Source organism: Paraburkholderia sp. PAMB 6770 (assembly GCF_057748135.1).
Map to the genome: position 1 here is coordinate 1,647,034 of NZ_CM173238.1, position 16,603 is coordinate 1,663,636.

Sequence of the window (16,603 nt, forward strand, 5' to 3'; positions counted from 1 at the left end):
AAGATGTACAACTTGGAGAAATGCTATGTCTAATATTAAGCACAACGAAGAATTTCCGGGCGAAGAGATTTCGCCGGATCAATGGTTTTCGGTGCTGACTGTAGGCGATGTCATCACTACAGTTCCATTCATGGAAGACATGGCGGGAGATGCGGATTTTCGGGACCTTCTGGAAATCATGAAGACGGCCGATCTTGTGGTGGGAAACTACGAGGGGTCGGTAATAGATCGCAGCAAATTTACTGGTTCGCCTTCTGCATTATCGGGGTTTGGCTGGCTTGTCACCAATCCCGATACCGTTCCCGATCTGAAAAAGATGGGATTTAACCTGCTATCGCGTGCCAATAATCATGCTACCGACTGGGGGCATGAAGGTCTGAAAATGACCGATGATATTCTTGAACAGCATGGATTCATGCATGCCGGTACCGGCGACACAAGAACGGACGCGAGGAGTCCATGTTACGGAAAAATAAGCAGGGGGAACAAAGAAGTCGCGCTTGTTTCATGGACTACCGAGATCACGGCAGATTCGCCAGCAGTCGACGCGCTCTTTGAGGTGCGAGCACGGCCGGGCGTCAGCGCTCTGCATCGTCATACTGTCATCCGTGCAGGTGTCGATGCCTACGCGAAAATTCAGCAAATCCTCGGTGCATTGGGCGTCAACTATCCGTGGGGGGAAATAGAGATCGGGGGAGTCAAGCTGATCGTCATTCTGAATAGCGTTATCGAGGTTGATCCATCTATCAAGCCATCTGACAAAATCATCGTCGAAAGCAGAGTAGATGAGATTGATAGAAAAGAAATTCTGAGTGGAATTCGGCAGGCCGTCGACAAAAAAATTTTTACTATCGCGGCTCAGCATCATCATGGAATATACAACAATTCGCTACATGTGGATAAGGATGTGCGCGAATTTTGCATAGAGGCAGTCGAGTCGGGCGCGAAGATGATTTTTGGTCACGGTCCGCATCGTTTGCGTGGCATCGAAATTCATAACAAATCTCCAATTTTTTATTCTCTCGGGAATTTTTTCTTCACAGATAATACCCAGGAGTATTTGACAAGAGACGAGTGGGAACGTTACGTATGGCGCGTTGTTAATCCGCGGCTTCCTGAGCATAGAAGAATTGTTCTTGACCCTGAAAAAACTTCGGTGGCGGATTTTCTGGAGTGGGAGCGACAGCTTGTTTTTGGCTCGGAGGTCTATTTTCAGAGCGTAATCGCCGTCACTCGATATTGGGCGCATTCGGATATTGCGATGGATATTATGCTTTATCCGATCGAATTGTTCTACGATGGGCCGGACTCCGTTCGGGGAATTCCGCGCCTCGCTGATCGAGAAACCGGAAGGAAAATTCTTGAGGAGCTGAAGAGCGCTTCGGCAGAATTCGGGACGGAAGTCGTTATCATGGAGCGCGGTTCGCGCATGGCGGGTTTTATAAAAATATCGGAAACTGGAGGGATTCCTCCTGAGGAATCGGCGCGTCACAATTGAATCCGGACCGGTTTTTTGTGACTAAAAATATGATAAAAAGGGGTGCGTCCGCCAGCTGATAATGGATCCCTTGATTTTCCGCCGCGTCCGCAATTCATGTTGCGGGCGCGGCCGGTATGCTATTTCCCGGGCGCTTCGTTATGGCAGGGACTGAGAATCGGTCACTGTATGGATGATCCTGCCATACGCTATGCAATTACACATGGTTGATTTGTTTTTCAACATCAGGCAAGCGTCGCTCTTTTACCGGCGATCGCAGCAGCGGCGCTTTACGGCAGAGGGGCCGGAGAGGAACGGAGAAGGCCTTACGGATAGCAGAGGTGAGCCTGCCCTCGCGCCGTCCCAATCCACGACCACTTACCTTAGCCCGCTTCCCCGGCCTCGCGCGTTCCCGCCGCGTCGCGCCGTCCCGCTTCGCCGTTGGCGTCGCCCGCCGCCACCTGGGTCAGATCGCGGCCGCGTGTTTCCGGCAGCAGCAGCGCGGCCGTCACGACGAGCACGTATGACACGCACGCGCACAGGCCCATCGAAGCGCCGAGCCCGAGCTTGCCGCTCAGCACGCCGACCGCGGTCGGCATGATCGCGCCGATCGCGCGGCCCGCGTTGCCGCACAGCCCTTGCGCGGACGCGCGAATGCGCGTCGGGAAGAGTTCGGCGAGGTAGGCGCCGGTGCCGGCCGCGGTCCCCGACTGCAGCGTGCCGAGCACGAAGCCGAGCACGAGCGTCACCGGCAGCGTGATCGGCGCGAGCGTGTAGACGGCCACCGCCACCGCCTGCAGGCACGCGATCACGATGAACGTCCGGCGTCGTCCGAAGCGGTCCGCCATCCAGCCGTTCAGGAATGCCCCGCTGAACGAGCCGAGAATGTTGATGGCGAGAAAACCGCCGACGTGCGTGATCGACAGGTGCAGCGCGAGTTTGAGATAGGCGGGCAGCCACGTGATCATCACGTAGTTGCCGCCATAGATGCCGAACGTCAGCAGCATCGTCTTGCACGTCGTCATGCGGTTCGGCCGGTCGAACACCGCCCACACGCTCGGCCGGTCGGCCGCGTGCGCGCGGCGTTCCCGCTCGAACACCGGCGCTTCCCTGATCGAGCGCCGGATCCACAGCACGAGCAGCGTCGGCAGAAGACCGATCGCAAACAGCACGCGCCACGCGAGCGACGGAGCCAGCGTGCTGAACAGCAGCGTCGACAGCAGCACCGCGACGCCGTAGCCCACCGCCCAGCCCGCCTGCAGGGAGCCCACCGCGCGGCCGCGCACCTGGGGGCGAATCGTTTCGCTGATGAGCACCGCGCCCACCGCCCATTCGCCGCCAAAGCCGAGGCCTTGCAGGCTGCGCGTGATCATCAGTTGTCCAAATGAGTTTGTCAGGGCAGACAGCAGCGTGAACACCGAGAACCACAGGATGGTGATCTGCAGGATCCGCACGCGGCCGTAGCGGTCCGCGAGTATTCCCGCGATCCAGCCGCCGAGCGACGCCATGATCAGCACGGTCGTGCCGAGCAGGCCGGCCTGGCCGCGCGTCATGCTCCACACCGCGATCAGCGTCGGGATAGCGAGCGCGTACATCTGCGTGTCCATCGCGTCGAGTCCCCAGCCGCTGAAGCACGCCCAGTACGTGCGTTTCTCGGGCGCCGTCAACTCCGTGTACCACTTGATCATCCTGTTGCTCCGCTCGCCGCCTCGCGTGTGCGGGCGGCAGTTGACTCGTTCGGCCGGGGACGCGCGCAGGCGTCCCGTTCCCGTGGGTGCGGCCGGTTGTGCGCGGCCGTGTGGCGGTGCGTGGATCCGTGCGCGCACCGTCGCGCGCGGCGTTTCCCGCCGTTTCTCGTCCTTCCTTGATGCCGGTTACGACGATACGGGCGGCGGGACATCGACGACAGCAAGGGTAAACGTGAATCCGGTGCGACATCGCGGCGCTCGGGCCGCATCGGCCATGTCGGTCCGCGCTGGCGAAAAGCCGGGCGAGGCGCAGCAACGCGGGGCCGGCGCGCGGCGGCCTCGCGCCCAGGGCCGGCCGCGGCCGTACCCCGCGTGCTGTCGGGTCGATAAACAGAACAGATGGCTTCAGAACCAGTTCGCAGGTGACGCCGCGCGGTCGTTACGCGTGTCGCAGGCCTGCTGCGTGCGGCTATACTGGGTGCCGGGCGTGGGCAGCATGCTGCTTGCCTCGCCGCGTTGAAGCGCATTCCGATGAACTTCCGATGAACAATAGTGCGCTACCGAATCTTGCCCATCTGCATGCCGTGCGGGTCATTGCCGTGCACGGCAGCGTGAGCCGGGCTGCCGTCGCGCTGTTTCGCGCGCAGTCGGCCGTCACGCGCGCGGTGCAGGAAACCGAGGCCGCGCTCGGCGAACGGCTGTTCGACCGCAAGCCGTCCGGGATGCTGCCGACCCCGGTTTGCCGCGCCGTGCTCGAGCGCAGCGAGCGCGTGTTCGCGGAGCTGGACACCCTCGCGCGCTGGAGCCGCGCGCGGCGCACGCCGCGTCAGGCGCTCGCGGACGGTAGCGTGCCGGCGTATCTGCTGAACACGCGGCGGCTTGAACTGCTCGCCACGCTCGCGCGCCACAGGCACATGCCGAGCGCTGCGCGCGCGCTCGGGATCACGCAGCCGGCTGTCAGCAGCGCGGTGCGCATCGTCGAGAGCGGCGCGGGCATGGCGCTCTTCTATCGCAATCCGCGTGGCCTGCTGCTGACGAGCGACGGCGATACGTTTCTGCTGCATGTGCGGCGCGCGCTGAACGAACTGCGTCACATCGCCGACGACATCGCCGCGCTGCGCGGCAGCATCCAGGGAAGCGTGAGCGTCGGCGCGCTGCCGCTCGGGCGCACGCTGATCCTGCCGGAAGCGATCGCACGGGTCGTCGCGCGCTACCCGGGCGTGCGCATCACGACGGACGAAAGCGCCTACGAGACGCTCGTCGGCGGATTGCGCGCGGGCGACATCGATTTCATCCTCGGCGCGCTGCGGCCGAACGATCCTGCAAGCGGTCTCGACCACGAAACGCTGATGTCGGAAGATCTGGTCGTGCTCGCGCGCCGCGATCATCCGCTTGCCGCCGAGCGCAATCTGAGCCTCGCGCGGCTCGCCGGCGCGCAATGGATCCTGTCGCGCCGCCAGTCGCCCGCGCGCGGGCTTTTCGATGCGATGTTCCGGCGCGCGAAGCTTCGGCCGCCGGTGCCGAGCGTCGAGTCCGCCGATCTTGCGGTGATTCGCGGCCTGCTGCTGCGCACGGACATGCTCGCGATCCTGTCCGCACAGCAGTTGCATTACGAACGTCAGTCCGGCCAGCTGGCCGTGCTCGACGTGCCGACCCGCAACACGAGCCGCGACATCGGTCTCACGCTGCGCGCAGGCGGCACGCCGTCGCCGGCGGCGCGCGCGCTGATCGACGCGATCCGGCTGGTGGTCGGCGAAGTGGCGCGCACGACGCGGGTCATCCGGCGCTAGGGCGCGCGAGCGCTCCATGACGCAGGTCAACGCGCGGCACGCGTGCGCGGCGTGACGCGGCAGCCGTTTGATCCCGCGCAATGCACACCGCGCGCAAACCGCGATCATCGACGTTTTCCATCGCCGATCCGGGGTGTCATGCTTTCTTCTCATCCGTTTGCGCCGCTCACGATTCGCGGCCGTGCGCTGTTGCCGGTCGTGCAGGGCGGCATGGGCGTGGGGATTTCCGCCCACCGGCTCGCGGGCAGCGTCGCGCGCGAAGGCGCGCTCGGCACGATCGCGAGCATCGATCTGCGTCATCATCATCCCGATCTGCTCGATGTCTGTCGTGCGCAGCCCGGGCGGGCGGCGCTCCTGCACGCGAACCGCGTCGCGCTCGCCCGCGAAATCCGCGCGGCGCGCGCGCTTGCCGGCGGACGCGGGATGATCGCAGTCAACGTAATGAAGGCCGTTGCCGATCATGTGGACTCCGTACGAATCGCATGCGAGAACGGCGCCGACGCGATCGTGATGGGGGCGGGTCTGCCGCTCGATCTGCCCGATGTCGTGCGCGGGCACGACATCGCCCTGATCCCGATCCTGTCGGACAGCCGCGGCGTCGCACTGGTGCTGAAGAAGTGGCTCAGGAAGGGCCGGCTGCCCGATGCGATCGTGATCGAACATCCGGCCCATGCGGGAGGCCACCTCGGCGTGACCGACCTCGCGGAGATCGGCGCGCAACGCTTCGACTTCGCGCGCGTGCTCGACGAAGTCGACGCACTCTTCACGGCACTCGGCGTGTCGCGTGCCGACGTGCCGCTGATCGTCGCGGGCGGGGTGAACAGCCACGCGGCCGTGCGGCGCTGGCTCGACGCCGGCGCGAACGGCGTGCAGCTCGGCACGCCGTTCGCCGTCACCGAGGAGGGCGATGCGCATCCTGCGTTCAAGCAGGTGCTCGCGCAGGCGCGGCCCGAAGAGATCGTCGAGTTTGTCAGCGTGACGGGACTGCCTGCGCGTGCGGTCAGGACGCCGTGGCTCGCGCGATATTTGCATCACGAGGCGCGGGTGCGCGAGAAGCTGGGGGCGCGCAGGCAGCGTTGTGCGACCGCGCTGGAGTGTCTGGCCGTCTGCGGGCTGCGCGACGGCATCGAGAAGTTCGGCCACTTCTGCATCGATACGCGGCTCGCGGCCGCGTTGCGCGGCGATGTCGCGAACGGGCTGTTTTTCCGCGGGCGCGACGCGTTGCCGTTCGGCGAGGCCATCCGCAGCGTGCGCGATCTGCTCGAACTGTTGCTGACGGGCGTCGTGCGGCCGCCTGTCGCAGGCCGCGGCGCGTTCTCGCTCGCTTGACGGGCGTCAACCCGGGCCGCGGGACAGACTTCGACAATCCCCTGCATGACCACACCCAACGGGGATAAGCATGAAGACTCGACTCACACGCCTGATCGGCGCCGCCGGCGCGGCGGCAAGCCTGCTCGCGCTCGGCGCGCACGTCTCGCCCGCATGGGCGGACGATGCCGGCGACACGGGCGGCATTCACGCGGGCGACGTGCTGGTGCGACTACGCGCGATCAGCATCGTGCCGAACGCACAGACGAGCGGCGCGCTGTCCACGCTCGACGTGAACGTCAACAATGCAACGGTCCCCGAGCTCGACTTCACGTACATGCTGCGCGACGACCTGGGCGTCGAACTGATCCTTGCGACGTCGCGGCACCAGGTGACGTCGAGCCTCGGCAATCTGGGCGGGGTGAACGTGCTGCCGCCCACGCTGCTGCTGCAGTACCACTTCAATCACCAGGGCATGATCCGGCCGTACCTGGGCGCCGGCCTGAACTACACGCTGTTCTATAACAACGGCCTGAACGTCGGCGGCGCGCCGGTGTCGATCACCGGCCACAGCTTCGGACCGGCCCTGCAGGCAGGCGTCGACGTGCAGGTGACGAAGCGGGTGTTCGTCAACGCGGACATCAAGAAGATCTGGATGCATACGGACGCCGCGCTGAACGGCAGCGGCCTGGGGCGTCTCGACATCGATCCGGTCGTGGTGGGCGTGGGGGTCGGCATGCGCTTCTGAGTCCGGGCCGCGCACGCGCCGCGCTACAGCTTGTCGTAGCGAAAACGCATCGCCGTGCCTTCCTGTTCGATGCGCGTCCACACCGCGCGCTTCTCCTCGTCGCTCAGGAATACCCAGTTCGCCACCTCCATCGCGGTGCGGCCGCAGCCCTTGCAGACTTCGTCGAAAAGCGTCGAGCAGACGCCGATGCAGGGGCTGTCGGGAAGGTCGTGAAGATTCGAGGTCATCGCGGGCCGGAGGGCACAAAAGCAGGAACGTGCCGCCATGTTACCCGATGCGCGGCCGGGCCCCGCCGCGCCTCGCATGGCGCGGCCGCCGCACCGCCGGTGCGCGAGCTTGCACACGGACTTCATCTCCCATCACCCATACCGTGCGCATACCGCACGAACCGGCCGGGCATCCGCGCCGGGCGCCCCGCCGGCCTCCAGCCGTACCCGGTATTTTCAAGAGTGGACAGCCGGCCATAACCCGCTAAAATTGCGCGCGATCGTGAGACGGCGTGCGATGCCGCGCATGCCGTGCGGCATGCGCTGTGCCGTTTGCACGACACCCCCGCATTTTTTTTGTGCGGGGCAATATTTAGTGGTAGCGTTCGGGTTTCTCAGGGGGGTGCGGCGGCGCCGCGCCGAAGCGTGGATAAAATGGGTCGGCCCGGCCGGGCCGGTTGGAGAACCAGATGAAAAGAATCGCAGTGCGCCGGCTTGCGGCGCTTGTCCTGTGCGCCGCGCCGTGGCTGACGGCCAGCGCGAAAGATACGCAGCTGAACGTGTACAACTGGTCGGACTACATCGCGAAGGACACGATCCCGAACTTCGAGAAGCAGACCGGCATCAAGGTCCGCTACGACAACTACGACAGCGACGACACGCTGCAGGCAAAGCTGCTCGCCGGCAACTCGGGCTACGACATCGTCGTGCCGACCAGCAACTACGCGGGCAAGCAGATCGCGGCCGGCATCTTCGCGCCGCTCGACAAGTCGAAGCTGCCGAACCTGAAGTATCTCGACCCGTCGCTGATGAAGCTGGTCGCGGGCGCCGACCCCGGCAACCGCTACGTGGTGCCCTGGGCATACGGCACGACCGGCCTCGCGTACAACGTGACGAAGGTTCGCCAGATTCTCGGCAAGGACGTGCCGCTGAACAACTGGGACATCCTGTTCAAGCCCGAGTACATCTCGAAGCTGAAGTCGTGCGGCGTCTCGGTGCTCGATGCGCCGGACCAGATGTTCGCGGCGGCGCTGCACTATATCGGCAAGGATCCGATGAGCACGAACCCGGCCGACTACGAAGCCGCGCTCGCGATGCTGAAGAAGATCCGTCCGTACATCACGCAGTTCAATTCGTCGGGTTACATCAACGACCTCGCGGGCGGCGACATCTGCTTCGCGTACGGCTGGTCGGGCGACGTCGTGATCGCGAAGCACCGCGCGCTCGAGGCGAAGAAGCCGTATGACATCGAGTACTACATTCCGAAGGGCGGCGCGCCGGTGTGGTTCGACGTGATGGCGATCCCGAAGGACGCAAAGCACAAGGAAGCCGCGCTCGAATGGATCAACTACATCGAGACCCCGCAGGTTCACGCGGCGATCACGAATGCCGTCTACTATCCGAGCGCGAACCTCGAAGCGCGCAAGTACGTCGACAAGGACGTCGCGAACGATCCGGCAGTCTACCCGCCGCCGGACGTGATCAAGACGCTGTTCCTGCTCAAGCCGCTGCCGCCTGAAATCCAGCGTCTGCAGACGCGGCTGTGGACCGAGTTCAAGTCGGGCCGCTAGGCGTCAACGTCTTTATCGTCAAGCCCCCGGCGTCCTCCGGGGGCTTTGTTCATTCACACGCTGCAGAGATGTCCCAGATCATGAGCAGTGACCAGTCGGGCGCGCCGGCCGCAGCCGGTGCGCCGCCTTCGGGCAGCCAGGCCGCCGCGGTCCACGCGGAAGAAAATTTCGTGCAGGTCGTCGACGTCGTCAAGAAGTTCGGCGAAACGGCGGCGGTCAGGCAGGTCAACCTGTCGGTGAGGAAGGGGGAGCTGTTTGCACTGCTCGGCAGCTCCGGCTGCGGCAAGTCGACGCTGCTGCGCATGCTGGCCGGGCTCGAAACCGTCACGGCGGGCAAGATCCTGATCGACGGCGAGGACCTCGCGCAGATGCCGCCGTACCGGCGGCCGGTCAACATGATGTTCCAGTCGTATGCGCTGTTTCCGCACATGACGGTGGAGTCGAACGTCGCGTTCGGGCTGAAGCAGGAGGGCGTGCGCAAGGCCGAACTGACCGACCGCGTGCAGGCCGCGCTCGATCTCGTGCAGATGGGGCGGTTCGCGAAGCGCAAGCCGCATCAGCTCTCCGGCGGCCAGCAGCAGCGCGTCGCGCTCGCGCGCTCGCTCGTGAAGCGCCCCAAACTGCTGCTGCTCGACGAGCCCATGTCGGCGCTCGACAAGCAGATCCGCCAGCGCACGCAGATCGAACTGGTCAACATTCTCGAACGCGTCGGCGTGACCTGCATCATGGTCACGCACGACCAGGAAGAGGCGATGACGATGGCGAGCCGCCTCGCGGTGATGAGCGAGGGCGAGATCGTGCAGACCGGCACGCCGCACGAGGTCTACGAGTTCCCGAACTGCCGCTTCTCGGCCGGGTTCATCGGCTCGACGAATCTGTTCGACGGCAATGTCGTCGAGGACGAGCCGGATCACGTGTTCGTCGAGACCGCCGATCTGCCGGTGCGGATGTACGTGAACCACGGGATCACCGGGCCGCTCGGCATGCCGGTCACGATCTCGGTGCGGCCCGAGCGCATCGCGCTCACGCGCAAGCCGCCCGAGGGCGCGTACAACTGGGGCACGGGCGTCGTCACGAATATTGCGTACATGGGCGGCTATTCGCTTTATCACGTGAGGCTCGAAGGCGGCAAGACGGTGATCGCGAACGTGACGAGCCTCGCACTGTCGGAGATCGATCCGCCCGCGTTCGGCGACGAGGTCTACGTGCGCTGGAGCGCGTCCGCCGGGGTGGTGCTCACGTCATGAACCGCGCGCTCACCTCGTTCTTCACATGGCCCGCGCGCCGCTTCGGCCTGAGCGGGCGCAGCGCGGTGGTGGCCGGCCCGTTCGTGTGGCTGGTGCTGTTCTTCCTCGTGCCGTTCCTGCTCGTCGTAAAGATCAGCTTCGCCGACATGCAGCTCGGCATCCCGCCGTACACCGAGCTGACGGCGTTCAAGGACGGCGTGCTGCATATCGCGCTCGATCTGTCGCACTACGCGTTCCTCGCGCAGGACAGCCTCTACTTCGCGACGTATGTGAACTCGGTCGTCGTGGCCGCCGTGTCGACGCTGCTGTGCCTGCTGCTCGGCTACCCGATGGCGTACTACATCGCGCGTTCGAACCCGGCGACCCGCAACATCCTGATGATGGCGGTGATGCTGCCGTTCTGGACGTCGTTCCTGATCCGCGTCTACGCATGGATCGGCATTCTGAAAAACAACGGACTGCTGAACAATTTCCTGATATCGGCCGGCCTGATCCACACGCCGATCGAGCTGTACCACACGAACACGGCGGTCTACATCGGCATGGTCTACTCGTACCTGCCGTTTCTCGTGATGCCGCTGTACGCGCATCTCGTGAAGATGGACCTGACGCTGCTCGAAGCCGCGTACGACCTCGGCGCGAAGCCGTGGAAGGCGTTCTGGCAGATCACGCTGCCGCTGTCGAAGAACGGCATCATCGCCGGCTGCCTGCTCGTGTTCATTCCGGCGGTGGGCGAGTACGTGATTCCGGAACTGCTGGGCGGCGCCAATACGCTGATGATCGGCCGCGTCATGTGGAACGAGTTCTTCGACAACGCGGACTGGCCGATGGCGTCGGCGGTGACCTGCGCGATGGTGCTGCTGCTGCTCGTGCCGATGGCGCTGTTCCAGTACGCGCAGGCGAAGGCGCTGGAGGAGGGGCGACGCCGATGAAGCCGAACCGTTTCCTGCAGATCCTCGCGCTCGGCATCGGTTTCCTGTTTCTCTACATTCCGATCCTGAGCCTGATCGTCTACTCGTTCAACGATTCCGAACTCGTCACGATCTGGACGCACTTCTCGACGCGCTGGTATGCGGCGCTGCTGACCGACGACGAGCTGATCTCCGCCGCCTGGCTGTCGCTGCGCATCGGGCTGATGACGGCGTTCGCGTCCGTCTTCATCGGCACCTGGGCGGGCTTCGTGCTCGCCCGGATGGGGCGCTTTCGCGGCTTCACGCTGTACACCGGGATGATCAACGCGCCGCTCGTGATTCCCGAAGTGATCCAGGGGATTTCGCTGCTGCTGCTCTTCATCGAAATGGGCAAGTGGTTCGGCTGGCCGGCGGAGCGGGGCTTCTTCACGATCTGGATCGGTCACGTGATGCTGTGCATGTCGTACGTCGCGATCATCGTGCAGTCGCGCGTGCGCGAATTGCATCCGTCGATCGAGGAGGCTGCGCTCGACCTCGGCGCGACGCCGCTGCGCGTGTTCTTCTGGATCACGCTGCCGCTGATTTCGCAGGCGCTGGTCGCGGGATGGCTGCTGTCGTTCACGCTGTCGATCGACGACGTGGTGCTGTCGGCGTTCCTGTCCGGACCGGGTTCGACCACGCTGCCGCTCGTCGTGTTCTCGCGCGTGCGGCTCGGGCTGAATCCGGAGATGAATGCGCTCGCGACGCTGTTTATCGGCGTCGTCACGGTCGGCGTGATCGTCGGCAATCACGTGGTGCAGCGTACCGAGCGCAGGCGCACGGCGCTCGCGGCCTGATGCGCGGGCACGCGCGAATCCGGGGAGCGGGGCGATGTTCTCGTCAGGGTTGTGGCAGCAGCTTGATCAGCTTTGGGAACTGATCGTGGTCGCGGTACGCTTCCTGTGGGCGCTGCTGAAGCTGCTCGGCGGCGCGGGCTGAACGGTCCGCGCGCGGTGTGCGTCGCAGGGGCGAGGCGTCGCGTGCGCGGGCGTCCCTGCCTGTTGCGCACGGGATGGGGCACGCAGCGCGATGCGCACACCATTTGATTCGTAGTCCGGATCAAATGGCTGCACCATCACACTCCTGTCACTCGTGCGCCGGGTCCGCCGCCGTCGTTCCGCGCGTCAGAAACGCGCGCAGATCGGCCAAAACGCGCTGCGGCGCTTCTTCCATCGGGATGTGGCCGAGCCCGGCATACATTACGGATTGCGCGCCCGGAATGCGGCGCGCGAACTCGCCCGCATGGGCGGGCGGAATCCACCGGTCGCGTTCGCCCCACAACACGAGGGTGGGCACGTCGAGGGTCTGCAGCGCCGCCGTGTCGAGCTGGGCGAAATCGAGCGTGGGCACCATCTTGCCGATCGCGGCACGCGCGCCTTCGCCGTGAAAGAACTCGACATAGCGCCGCAGCACCGGGGGCGCGAGCCTGCGCGGATCGCCGTACACGTTGCGCACGGCGCTGCGGATGATCGGCTCCGGCAGCCACCACGGCGCGCTCGCGCGCACCAGCGCGCTGTTGAAGAGGCCGATGTAGACCGGCAGCTTCATCGGAAAGCCGGCCGAGTCGATCAGCACGAGCCGCTCGACCGCGTCGCGGTGCCGCAGCGCATAGTCCCACGACAGCAGGCCGCCGAGCGAGTTGCCGATGAAGGTCGCGCGCGCAATGCCGAGCGCGTCGATGAGCGTGTCGACGAAGCGCCGGCAGGTCGGCAGGTCCATCGTCGCGATTGCGCCGTCGGGCGTGCGCAGCGGGCCGGTCACGCCGAACGGCGGCAGGTCGAAGCGGATCACGCGGTAGTCGCGCGCGAGGTCGGCGGCCACCGCGTCCCACGTGTGCAGCGACGACGCGAAGCCGTGGATCATCACGAGCGTGTCGCCCTGGCCTTCGTCGACGTAATGGACCTGGGCGCCCATCAGGTCGATGAACTTCGAGCCGTGCTGCGTGTAGCGCTCGCGCAGCCGCGCGCGCGGCACGCTGGTGAGGCCGAGCCGGGCGGCAAGGGAGCGTGGCGGCGGCGCGGCCGGCGTCGCGGGGTCGGCGGATTCGAGGCTGGCCATCGGAGTCTCCCGGGTTGTGGGTCGTGTGGGTCGCGCTCGCCGGACGGGGCGGCGGGCGTCGCGAAACGGCTCAGCGCGCGAAGCGATAGTCGTCCGCGCGCACGCGCCGCGTGCGGCGGCGAAAGCTGAACGTGAAGCCCGGCCAGATCGCGGTGACCTTGCCGCTTTTCGTCTGATACCAGCTATGGCAGCCGCTCGCCCACACCGAGCGGCGCATGTGCCGCTGCAGGCGCGCGTTGAAGGCCTGCTGCACGTCGGCGCGCAGGTTCATCGAGCGCGCGCCGCGCTGCTGGAGGGCGCGCAGGCAGTCGGCGATGTAGCGGATCTGCGACTCGATCATGTAGATCATCGAGTTGTGGCCAAGCCCGGTATTCGGGCCGGCCATCATGAAGAAGTTCGGGAAGCCCGCGATGCTGGTGCCGAGATAGGCTTCGGGACCGTCGCGCAGCCACAGCGCGCCGAGTTCGGCGCCGTCGATGCCGGTGACGTCGAACGGTGCGCCGACGTCGTTGACCTGGAAGCCGGTGCCGCAGATGATCGCGTCGAACCTGCGATGCACGCCGTCTTCGGTCACGATGCCGTCGGCCACGATCTCGCGGATCGCGCGGGTCACGAGTTCGACGTTCGGCTGCGACACGGCCGGGTAGTAGTCGCTCGACAGCAGCACGCGCTTGCAGCCGAGCCGGTAATCGGGCGTGAGCCGCGCACGCAGCAACGGATCCTTGACGCGGCGTTCGAGATAGCTGAGCGCGAAGCGCATCGGATACTTCATCAGGTTCGGATTGACGACGAACCCGAGCGCGCGCGATTCGAGCTGCCAGTAGATCGCGCTGCGCACGAGCCGCTGCGTGAGCGGCAGGTGCCGGAACCACCATTGCGCGCGCGAGCTGACCGGCTTGTCGGGCTTCGGCATGATCCACGGCGCGGTGCGCTGGAACAGCGCGAGTTGTCCGACACGCGGCTGGATGCGTGGCACGAACTGGATCGCGCTCGCCCCGGTGCCGATGACCGCGACCCGCTTGCCGTCGAGCGGGTAGTCGTGATCCCAGCGCGCCGAATGAAACAGCGCGCCGCCAAAGCGTTCGAGCCCGGCGATCGACGGCAGCGCGGGGCGCGACAGCGGCCCGCTCGCGGCGATCACGATATCGGCGTCGAGCGACGTGCGCGCGGTTTCGCCGGTCTCGCCGCGCGCCTCGATGTCGAGGCGCCAGCACTGCCGTTGCGCATCGAAGCGCGCGGCGGCGACGCGCGTGCCGCAGCGCACGAAGGGCGCGAGCCCGTACTTGCGCACGCAGTGCTGCAGGTACGCGAAGATTTCCGCCTGGCTCGCGTAGGCGCGCGACCACGCCGGGTTCGGTTCGAACGAGAACGAGTACAGATGCGACGGCACATCGCAGGCGGCGCCCGGATACGCGTTGTCGCGCCAGGTGCCGCCGATGTCGTCGGCCGCCTCGTAGAGCGTGAACGTACCGATGCCCATCTGCCGCAGACGGATTGCCATGCCGATGCCGGCGAAGCCGCTTCCGACGATGGCGATGCGTGGCGTGGCGCGGGACGGGGACGGCATGCGCGGGACTCTCCTGGCGGCGGAAACGGGGTCGATGTCTACAACTGTCTACGGCGTAACGCGCAGAGTAGACAAGTGTGCACCTTGCGTCAAGATCGGTTACAGTGCAGCCGTTGCGCCCCCTCGACGACGATCATGGAATCTGCTGCCGCTCCCGAGTCCGACCTTGCGCCCGGCAAACGCCGGCTGATCGATGCCGCGCTGCGGCTGACGGCCGGCGGCCGCAGCTTCGCGTCGCTCGGGCTGCGCGAGGTGGCGCGCGAGGCCGGGCTGAATCCGAACACGTTCTATCGTCATTTCGACACGCTCGACGACCTCGCGCGCGAAGCGGTCGAGGCGGTGAGCCGGCGGTTGCGGCCGGTGCTGCGCCGCGAGCGCTGGCTCGCCGCGCACGACGAGCCGCTCAGCGTGCCGCGCCGCGCGTGCGCGGCGTTTTTCGGCTTCGCGCTCGACAATCGCGACGTTTTTCTGAGCGCGCTCGCCGAGTATCACGGCACCTCGCCGGTGCTGCGCGACGCGGTCCGCGCGAATCTGACCGAGGTGGCCGCCGAGATGGCCGACGACGTCGTGCAGCTGGATCTGATGCCGGCGCTGACGCGCGCGACTGTCGAGGAGATCTGCACGCAGATCGTGCTGCAGCTGTTCCATCTGTCGCGCGAGTATATCGTCGCCGCGGCGCATCGCGATGCGCTGCTCGGCTATGCCGAGCGTTTCATCGTGCGGCTGTTCGTCGGTGCGCAGGTGCTGGCGCAGCACCGTGCGCCGTCGACGGGGGACCGCTGAACAGGACCGGCGGCGCGCCCGTTCAGCCGGTTCGCGCGCGGCCTTGCGCCGCACGGGTCAATTGTCGTTCCAGCCGCCCGAATCGTCGTTGCCGAGGTCGACGCCGCCGCCGCCGCTGCCGTCGTCCCAGTCGTTCGGACCCTGCCCGAAATCGAGGCTGTCGTCGTTGCCGCCGTTGCCCGGATCGCGCGGCCGCCGCGTTTCGTCATCGACGATCACCTCGCGCTCGCGTCCCGCATTCATCGCCTCGCCGAGCAGCACGCCGGTCAGCAGACCGCCCATGCCGCTGCCGAAGCCGCCGCCTTGCTGCACGATCACCTGCTGGGGCGGCTGCGGCGGGTACGGGTAGGATCCGGGCGGCGCGCCGAAGCGTTCCGCTTCGCGCGCATACGCGGATTCGGTGTCGGCGGCGGGCGCGGCCGCGGCGGGATCGGGGCGGCCGTCGGCGCGCGCCTTCAGGCTCGCGATGCGCTGATCGAGTTCGTCGAGCTGGTACGGCGGAACCGGATTCGGTCCGCCCGACAGGGTCTCGACGAGGCCGCGCAATTCGGCTTCGATCGCTTCCACTTCCTTTTCGAGCGCCTCGTGTCCGGCGAGCGTGGAGAGCTTCACGTCGAGCTTGAGCGTGCGCACCGCGTTCAGCTGCTCGGTCGCGCGCTTCAGTTGCGCGCGGCGCTCGTCGTCGGCCCGCGAGTCTTCGACGGTGCGCGCGCGGCGCAACGTCCAGCGCAGCACGAGCGCAATCCCCGCGATCACGACCGCGACGCCGATCCACATGCCGAGCGGCGGACCATGCCGTTGCGGCGCGGCGATGCCCGCGTCCTGTTGCGCGTAGGCGGACGGCGACGGGCGCGCGCTGCCGCCGGCGCGTTCCGCGTCGCGGCGAATGCGCGCCTCGGTCTGCGCGAAGCGGCTCGCGTCCGTGAAGCGGATCTGCGGATCGAGCGTCTTCGCCTGCTGGATCTGTGCGAGCGCGTCGGCCGAACGGCCTTCGCGGTCGAGCACCTCGCTGTACAGGTAGTGCGCGCGCGCGTTGTCCGGGTAGGCTTTCAGCACTTCGTTGAGCTGGCTTTCCGCTTGCGGCCAGTTGCGGCTCGCCATGGACGATTCGATCTGCTGCACGCTCGGCACCGCGAACGCGGCCCCGCTTGCGAACATCAGCGCCGCGCAGGCTACTGCAAAGAGTTTTTTCATGTTTCGGACCGGGCGA

General features: G+C 66.0%; 14 protein-coding genes. 9 read left to right on the top strand and 5 right to left on the bottom strand.

Features of this window, described 5'->3' with window-relative positions:
• The first annotated feature begins 25 nt into the window (after nt 1-25).
• Nucleotides 26-1,498 carry a CapA family protein gene (locus tag AC3AP7_RS07555; RefSeq protein WP_475764295.1) on the top strand — a complete coding sequence of 491 codons (1,473 nt, stop codon included), beginning with the start codon at nt 26-28 and terminating at the stop codon, nt 1,496-1,498.
• A 362-nt stretch (nt 1,499-1,860) separates the two neighbouring features.
• On the opposite strand, the gene AC3AP7_RS07560 is transcribed toward AC3AP7_RS07555, so the two are convergent.
• On the bottom strand, nt 1,861-3,165 hold the full coding sequence (locus AC3AP7_RS07560; RefSeq protein ID WP_475764294.1) for an MFS transporter: 1,305 nt from the start codon (nt 3,163-3,165) through the stop codon (nt 1,861-1,863).
• 542 nt (nt 3,166-3,707) lie between these two features.
• On the opposite strand from AC3AP7_RS07560, the gene AC3AP7_RS07565 reads away from it, so the two are divergent.
• The 3 genes from AC3AP7_RS07565 to AC3AP7_RS07575 all read left to right on the top strand — a co-directional run bounded on the left by AC3AP7_RS07565 (nt 3,708) and on the right by AC3AP7_RS07575 (nt 7,011).
• On the top strand, nt 3,708-4,955 hold the full coding sequence (locus tag AC3AP7_RS07565) for a LysR family transcriptional regulator (RefSeq protein WP_475764293.1): 1,248 nt from the start codon (nt 3,708-3,710) through the stop codon (nt 4,953-4,955).
• Between the two features lie 138 nt (nt 4,956-5,093).
• Nucleotides 5,094-6,284: an NAD(P)H-dependent flavin oxidoreductase gene (locus tag AC3AP7_RS07570; protein WP_475764292.1), complete on the top strand. Its 1,191-nt coding sequence runs from the start codon at nt 5,094-5,096 to the stop codon at nt 6,282-6,284.
• Nucleotides 6,285-6,354: 70 nt separating this feature from the next.
• A complete protein-coding gene (locus AC3AP7_RS07575) occupies nt 6,355-7,011 on the top strand; it encodes an OmpW/AlkL family protein (RefSeq protein WP_475764291.1) in 657 nt (218 codons plus the stop codon).
• Nucleotides 7,012-7,034: 23 nt separating this feature from the next.
• Here the strand turns inward: AC3AP7_RS07575 and AC3AP7_RS07580 are convergent, their stop codons facing one another.
• A complete protein-coding gene (locus tag AC3AP7_RS07580) occupies nt 7,035-7,238 on the bottom strand; it encodes a DUF1289 domain-containing protein (protein WP_475764290.1) in 204 nt (67 codons plus the stop codon).
• A gap of 449 nt (nt 7,239-7,687) precedes the next feature.
• Between AC3AP7_RS07580 and AC3AP7_RS07585 the strand changes: the two genes are divergently transcribed.
• The 4 genes from AC3AP7_RS07585 (at nt 7,688) to AC3AP7_RS07600 (ending at nt 11,782) form a co-directional block, all read left to right on the top strand.
• Nucleotides 7,688-8,788 (top strand): polyamine ABC transporter substrate-binding protein, encoded by a 1,101-nt coding sequence (locus AC3AP7_RS07585; protein ID WP_475764289.1) that lies wholly within the window; start codon nt 7,688-7,690, stop codon nt 8,786-8,788.
• Between the two features lie 80 nt (nt 8,789-8,868).
• On the top strand, nt 8,869-10,035 hold the full coding sequence (locus AC3AP7_RS07590) for an ABC transporter ATP-binding protein (protein ID WP_475768041.1): 1,167 nt from the start codon (nt 8,869-8,871) through the stop codon (nt 10,033-10,035).
• Entirely contained in the window at nt 10,032-10,967 is a 936-nt protein-coding gene (locus AC3AP7_RS07595) for an ABC transporter permease subunit (protein ID WP_475764288.1), read from the top strand. Before AC3AP7_RS07590 ends, AC3AP7_RS07595 begins: the two co-directional genes overlap by 4 nt.
• Entirely contained in the window at nt 10,964-11,782 is an 819-nt protein-coding gene (locus AC3AP7_RS07600) for an ABC transporter permease subunit (protein ID WP_475764287.1), read from the top strand. Before AC3AP7_RS07595 ends, AC3AP7_RS07600 begins: the two co-directional genes overlap by 4 nt.
• A 289-nt stretch (nt 11,783-12,071) precedes the next feature.
• Here the strand turns inward: AC3AP7_RS07600 and AC3AP7_RS07605 are convergent, their stop codons facing one another.
• Together AC3AP7_RS07605 and AC3AP7_RS07610 are read right to left on the bottom strand one after the other, a co-directional pair.
• Nucleotides 12,072-13,043 carry an alpha/beta fold hydrolase gene (locus tag AC3AP7_RS07605; RefSeq protein WP_475764286.1) on the bottom strand — a complete coding sequence of 324 codons (972 nt, stop codon included), beginning with the start codon at nt 13,041-13,043 and terminating at the stop codon, nt 12,072-12,074.
• A gap of 70 nt (nt 13,044-13,113) precedes the next feature.
• Nucleotides 13,114-14,610, bottom strand: a complete 1,497-nt coding sequence (locus AC3AP7_RS07610; protein WP_475764285.1) for a flavin-containing monooxygenase — start codon at nt 14,608-14,610, stop codon at nt 13,114-13,116.
• A gap of 135 nt (nt 14,611-14,745) precedes the next feature.
• On the opposite strand from AC3AP7_RS07610, the gene AC3AP7_RS07615 reads away from it, so the two are divergent.
• Entirely contained in the window at nt 14,746-15,393 is a 648-nt protein-coding gene (locus AC3AP7_RS07615) for a TetR family transcriptional regulator (RefSeq protein ID WP_475764284.1), read from the top strand.
• A 57-nt stretch (nt 15,394-15,450) separates the two neighbouring features.
• On the opposite strand, the gene AC3AP7_RS07620 is transcribed toward AC3AP7_RS07615, so the two are convergent.
• Nucleotides 15,451-16,587, bottom strand: a complete 1,137-nt coding sequence (locus AC3AP7_RS07620) for a tetratricopeptide repeat protein (protein ID WP_475764283.1) — start codon at nt 16,585-16,587, stop codon at nt 15,451-15,453.
• Between the last annotated feature and the right edge of the window lie 16 nt (nt 16,588-16,603).

What these genes read in the sequence shown, in the direction of transcription:
- AC3AP7_RS07555 (WP_475764295.1), top strand. Translation starts at nt 26, where the DNA reads ATGTCTAATATTAAGCACAACGAAGAATTTCCGGGCGAAGAGATTTCG.
- AC3AP7_RS07560 (WP_475764294.1), bottom strand. Translation starts at nt 3,165, where the DNA reads ATGATCAAGTGGTACACGGAGTTGACGGCGCCCGAGAAACGCACGTAC.
- AC3AP7_RS07565 (WP_475764293.1), top strand. Translation starts at nt 3,708, where the DNA reads ATGAACAATAGTGCGCTACCGAATCTTGCCCATCTGCATGCCGTGCGG.
- AC3AP7_RS07570 (WP_475764292.1), top strand. Translation starts at nt 5,094, where the DNA reads ATGCTTTCTTCTCATCCGTTTGCGCCGCTCACGATTCGCGGCCGTGCG.
- AC3AP7_RS07575 (WP_475764291.1), top strand. Translation starts at nt 6,355, where the DNA reads ATGAAGACTCGACTCACACGCCTGATCGGCGCCGCCGGCGCGGCGGCA.
- AC3AP7_RS07580 (WP_475764290.1), bottom strand. Translation starts at nt 7,238, where the DNA reads ATGACCTCGAATCTTCACGACCTTCCCGACAGCCCCTGCATCGGCGTC.
- AC3AP7_RS07585 (WP_475764289.1), top strand. Translation starts at nt 7,688, where the DNA reads ATGAAAAGAATCGCAGTGCGCCGGCTTGCGGCGCTTGTCCTGTGCGCC.
- AC3AP7_RS07590 (WP_475768041.1), top strand. Translation starts at nt 8,869, where the DNA reads ATGAGCAGTGACCAGTCGGGCGCGCCGGCCGCAGCCGGTGCGCCGCCT.
- AC3AP7_RS07595 (WP_475764288.1), top strand. Translation starts at nt 10,032, where the DNA reads ATGAACCGCGCGCTCACCTCGTTCTTCACATGGCCCGCGCGCCGCTTC.
- AC3AP7_RS07600 (WP_475764287.1), top strand. Translation starts at nt 10,964, where the DNA reads ATGAAGCCGAACCGTTTCCTGCAGATCCTCGCGCTCGGCATCGGTTTC.
- AC3AP7_RS07605 (WP_475764286.1), bottom strand. Translation starts at nt 13,043, where the DNA reads ATGGCCAGCCTCGAATCCGCCGACCCCGCGACGCCGGCCGCGCCGCCG.
- AC3AP7_RS07610 (WP_475764285.1), bottom strand. Translation starts at nt 14,610, where the DNA reads ATGCCGTCCCCGTCCCGCGCCACGCCACGCATCGCCATCGTCGGAAGC.
- AC3AP7_RS07615 (WP_475764284.1), top strand. Translation starts at nt 14,746, where the DNA reads ATGGAATCTGCTGCCGCTCCCGAGTCCGACCTTGCGCCCGGCAAACGC.
- AC3AP7_RS07620 (WP_475764283.1), bottom strand. Translation starts at nt 16,587, where the DNA reads ATGAAAAAACTCTTTGCAGTAGCCTGCGCGGCGCTGATGTTCGCAAGC.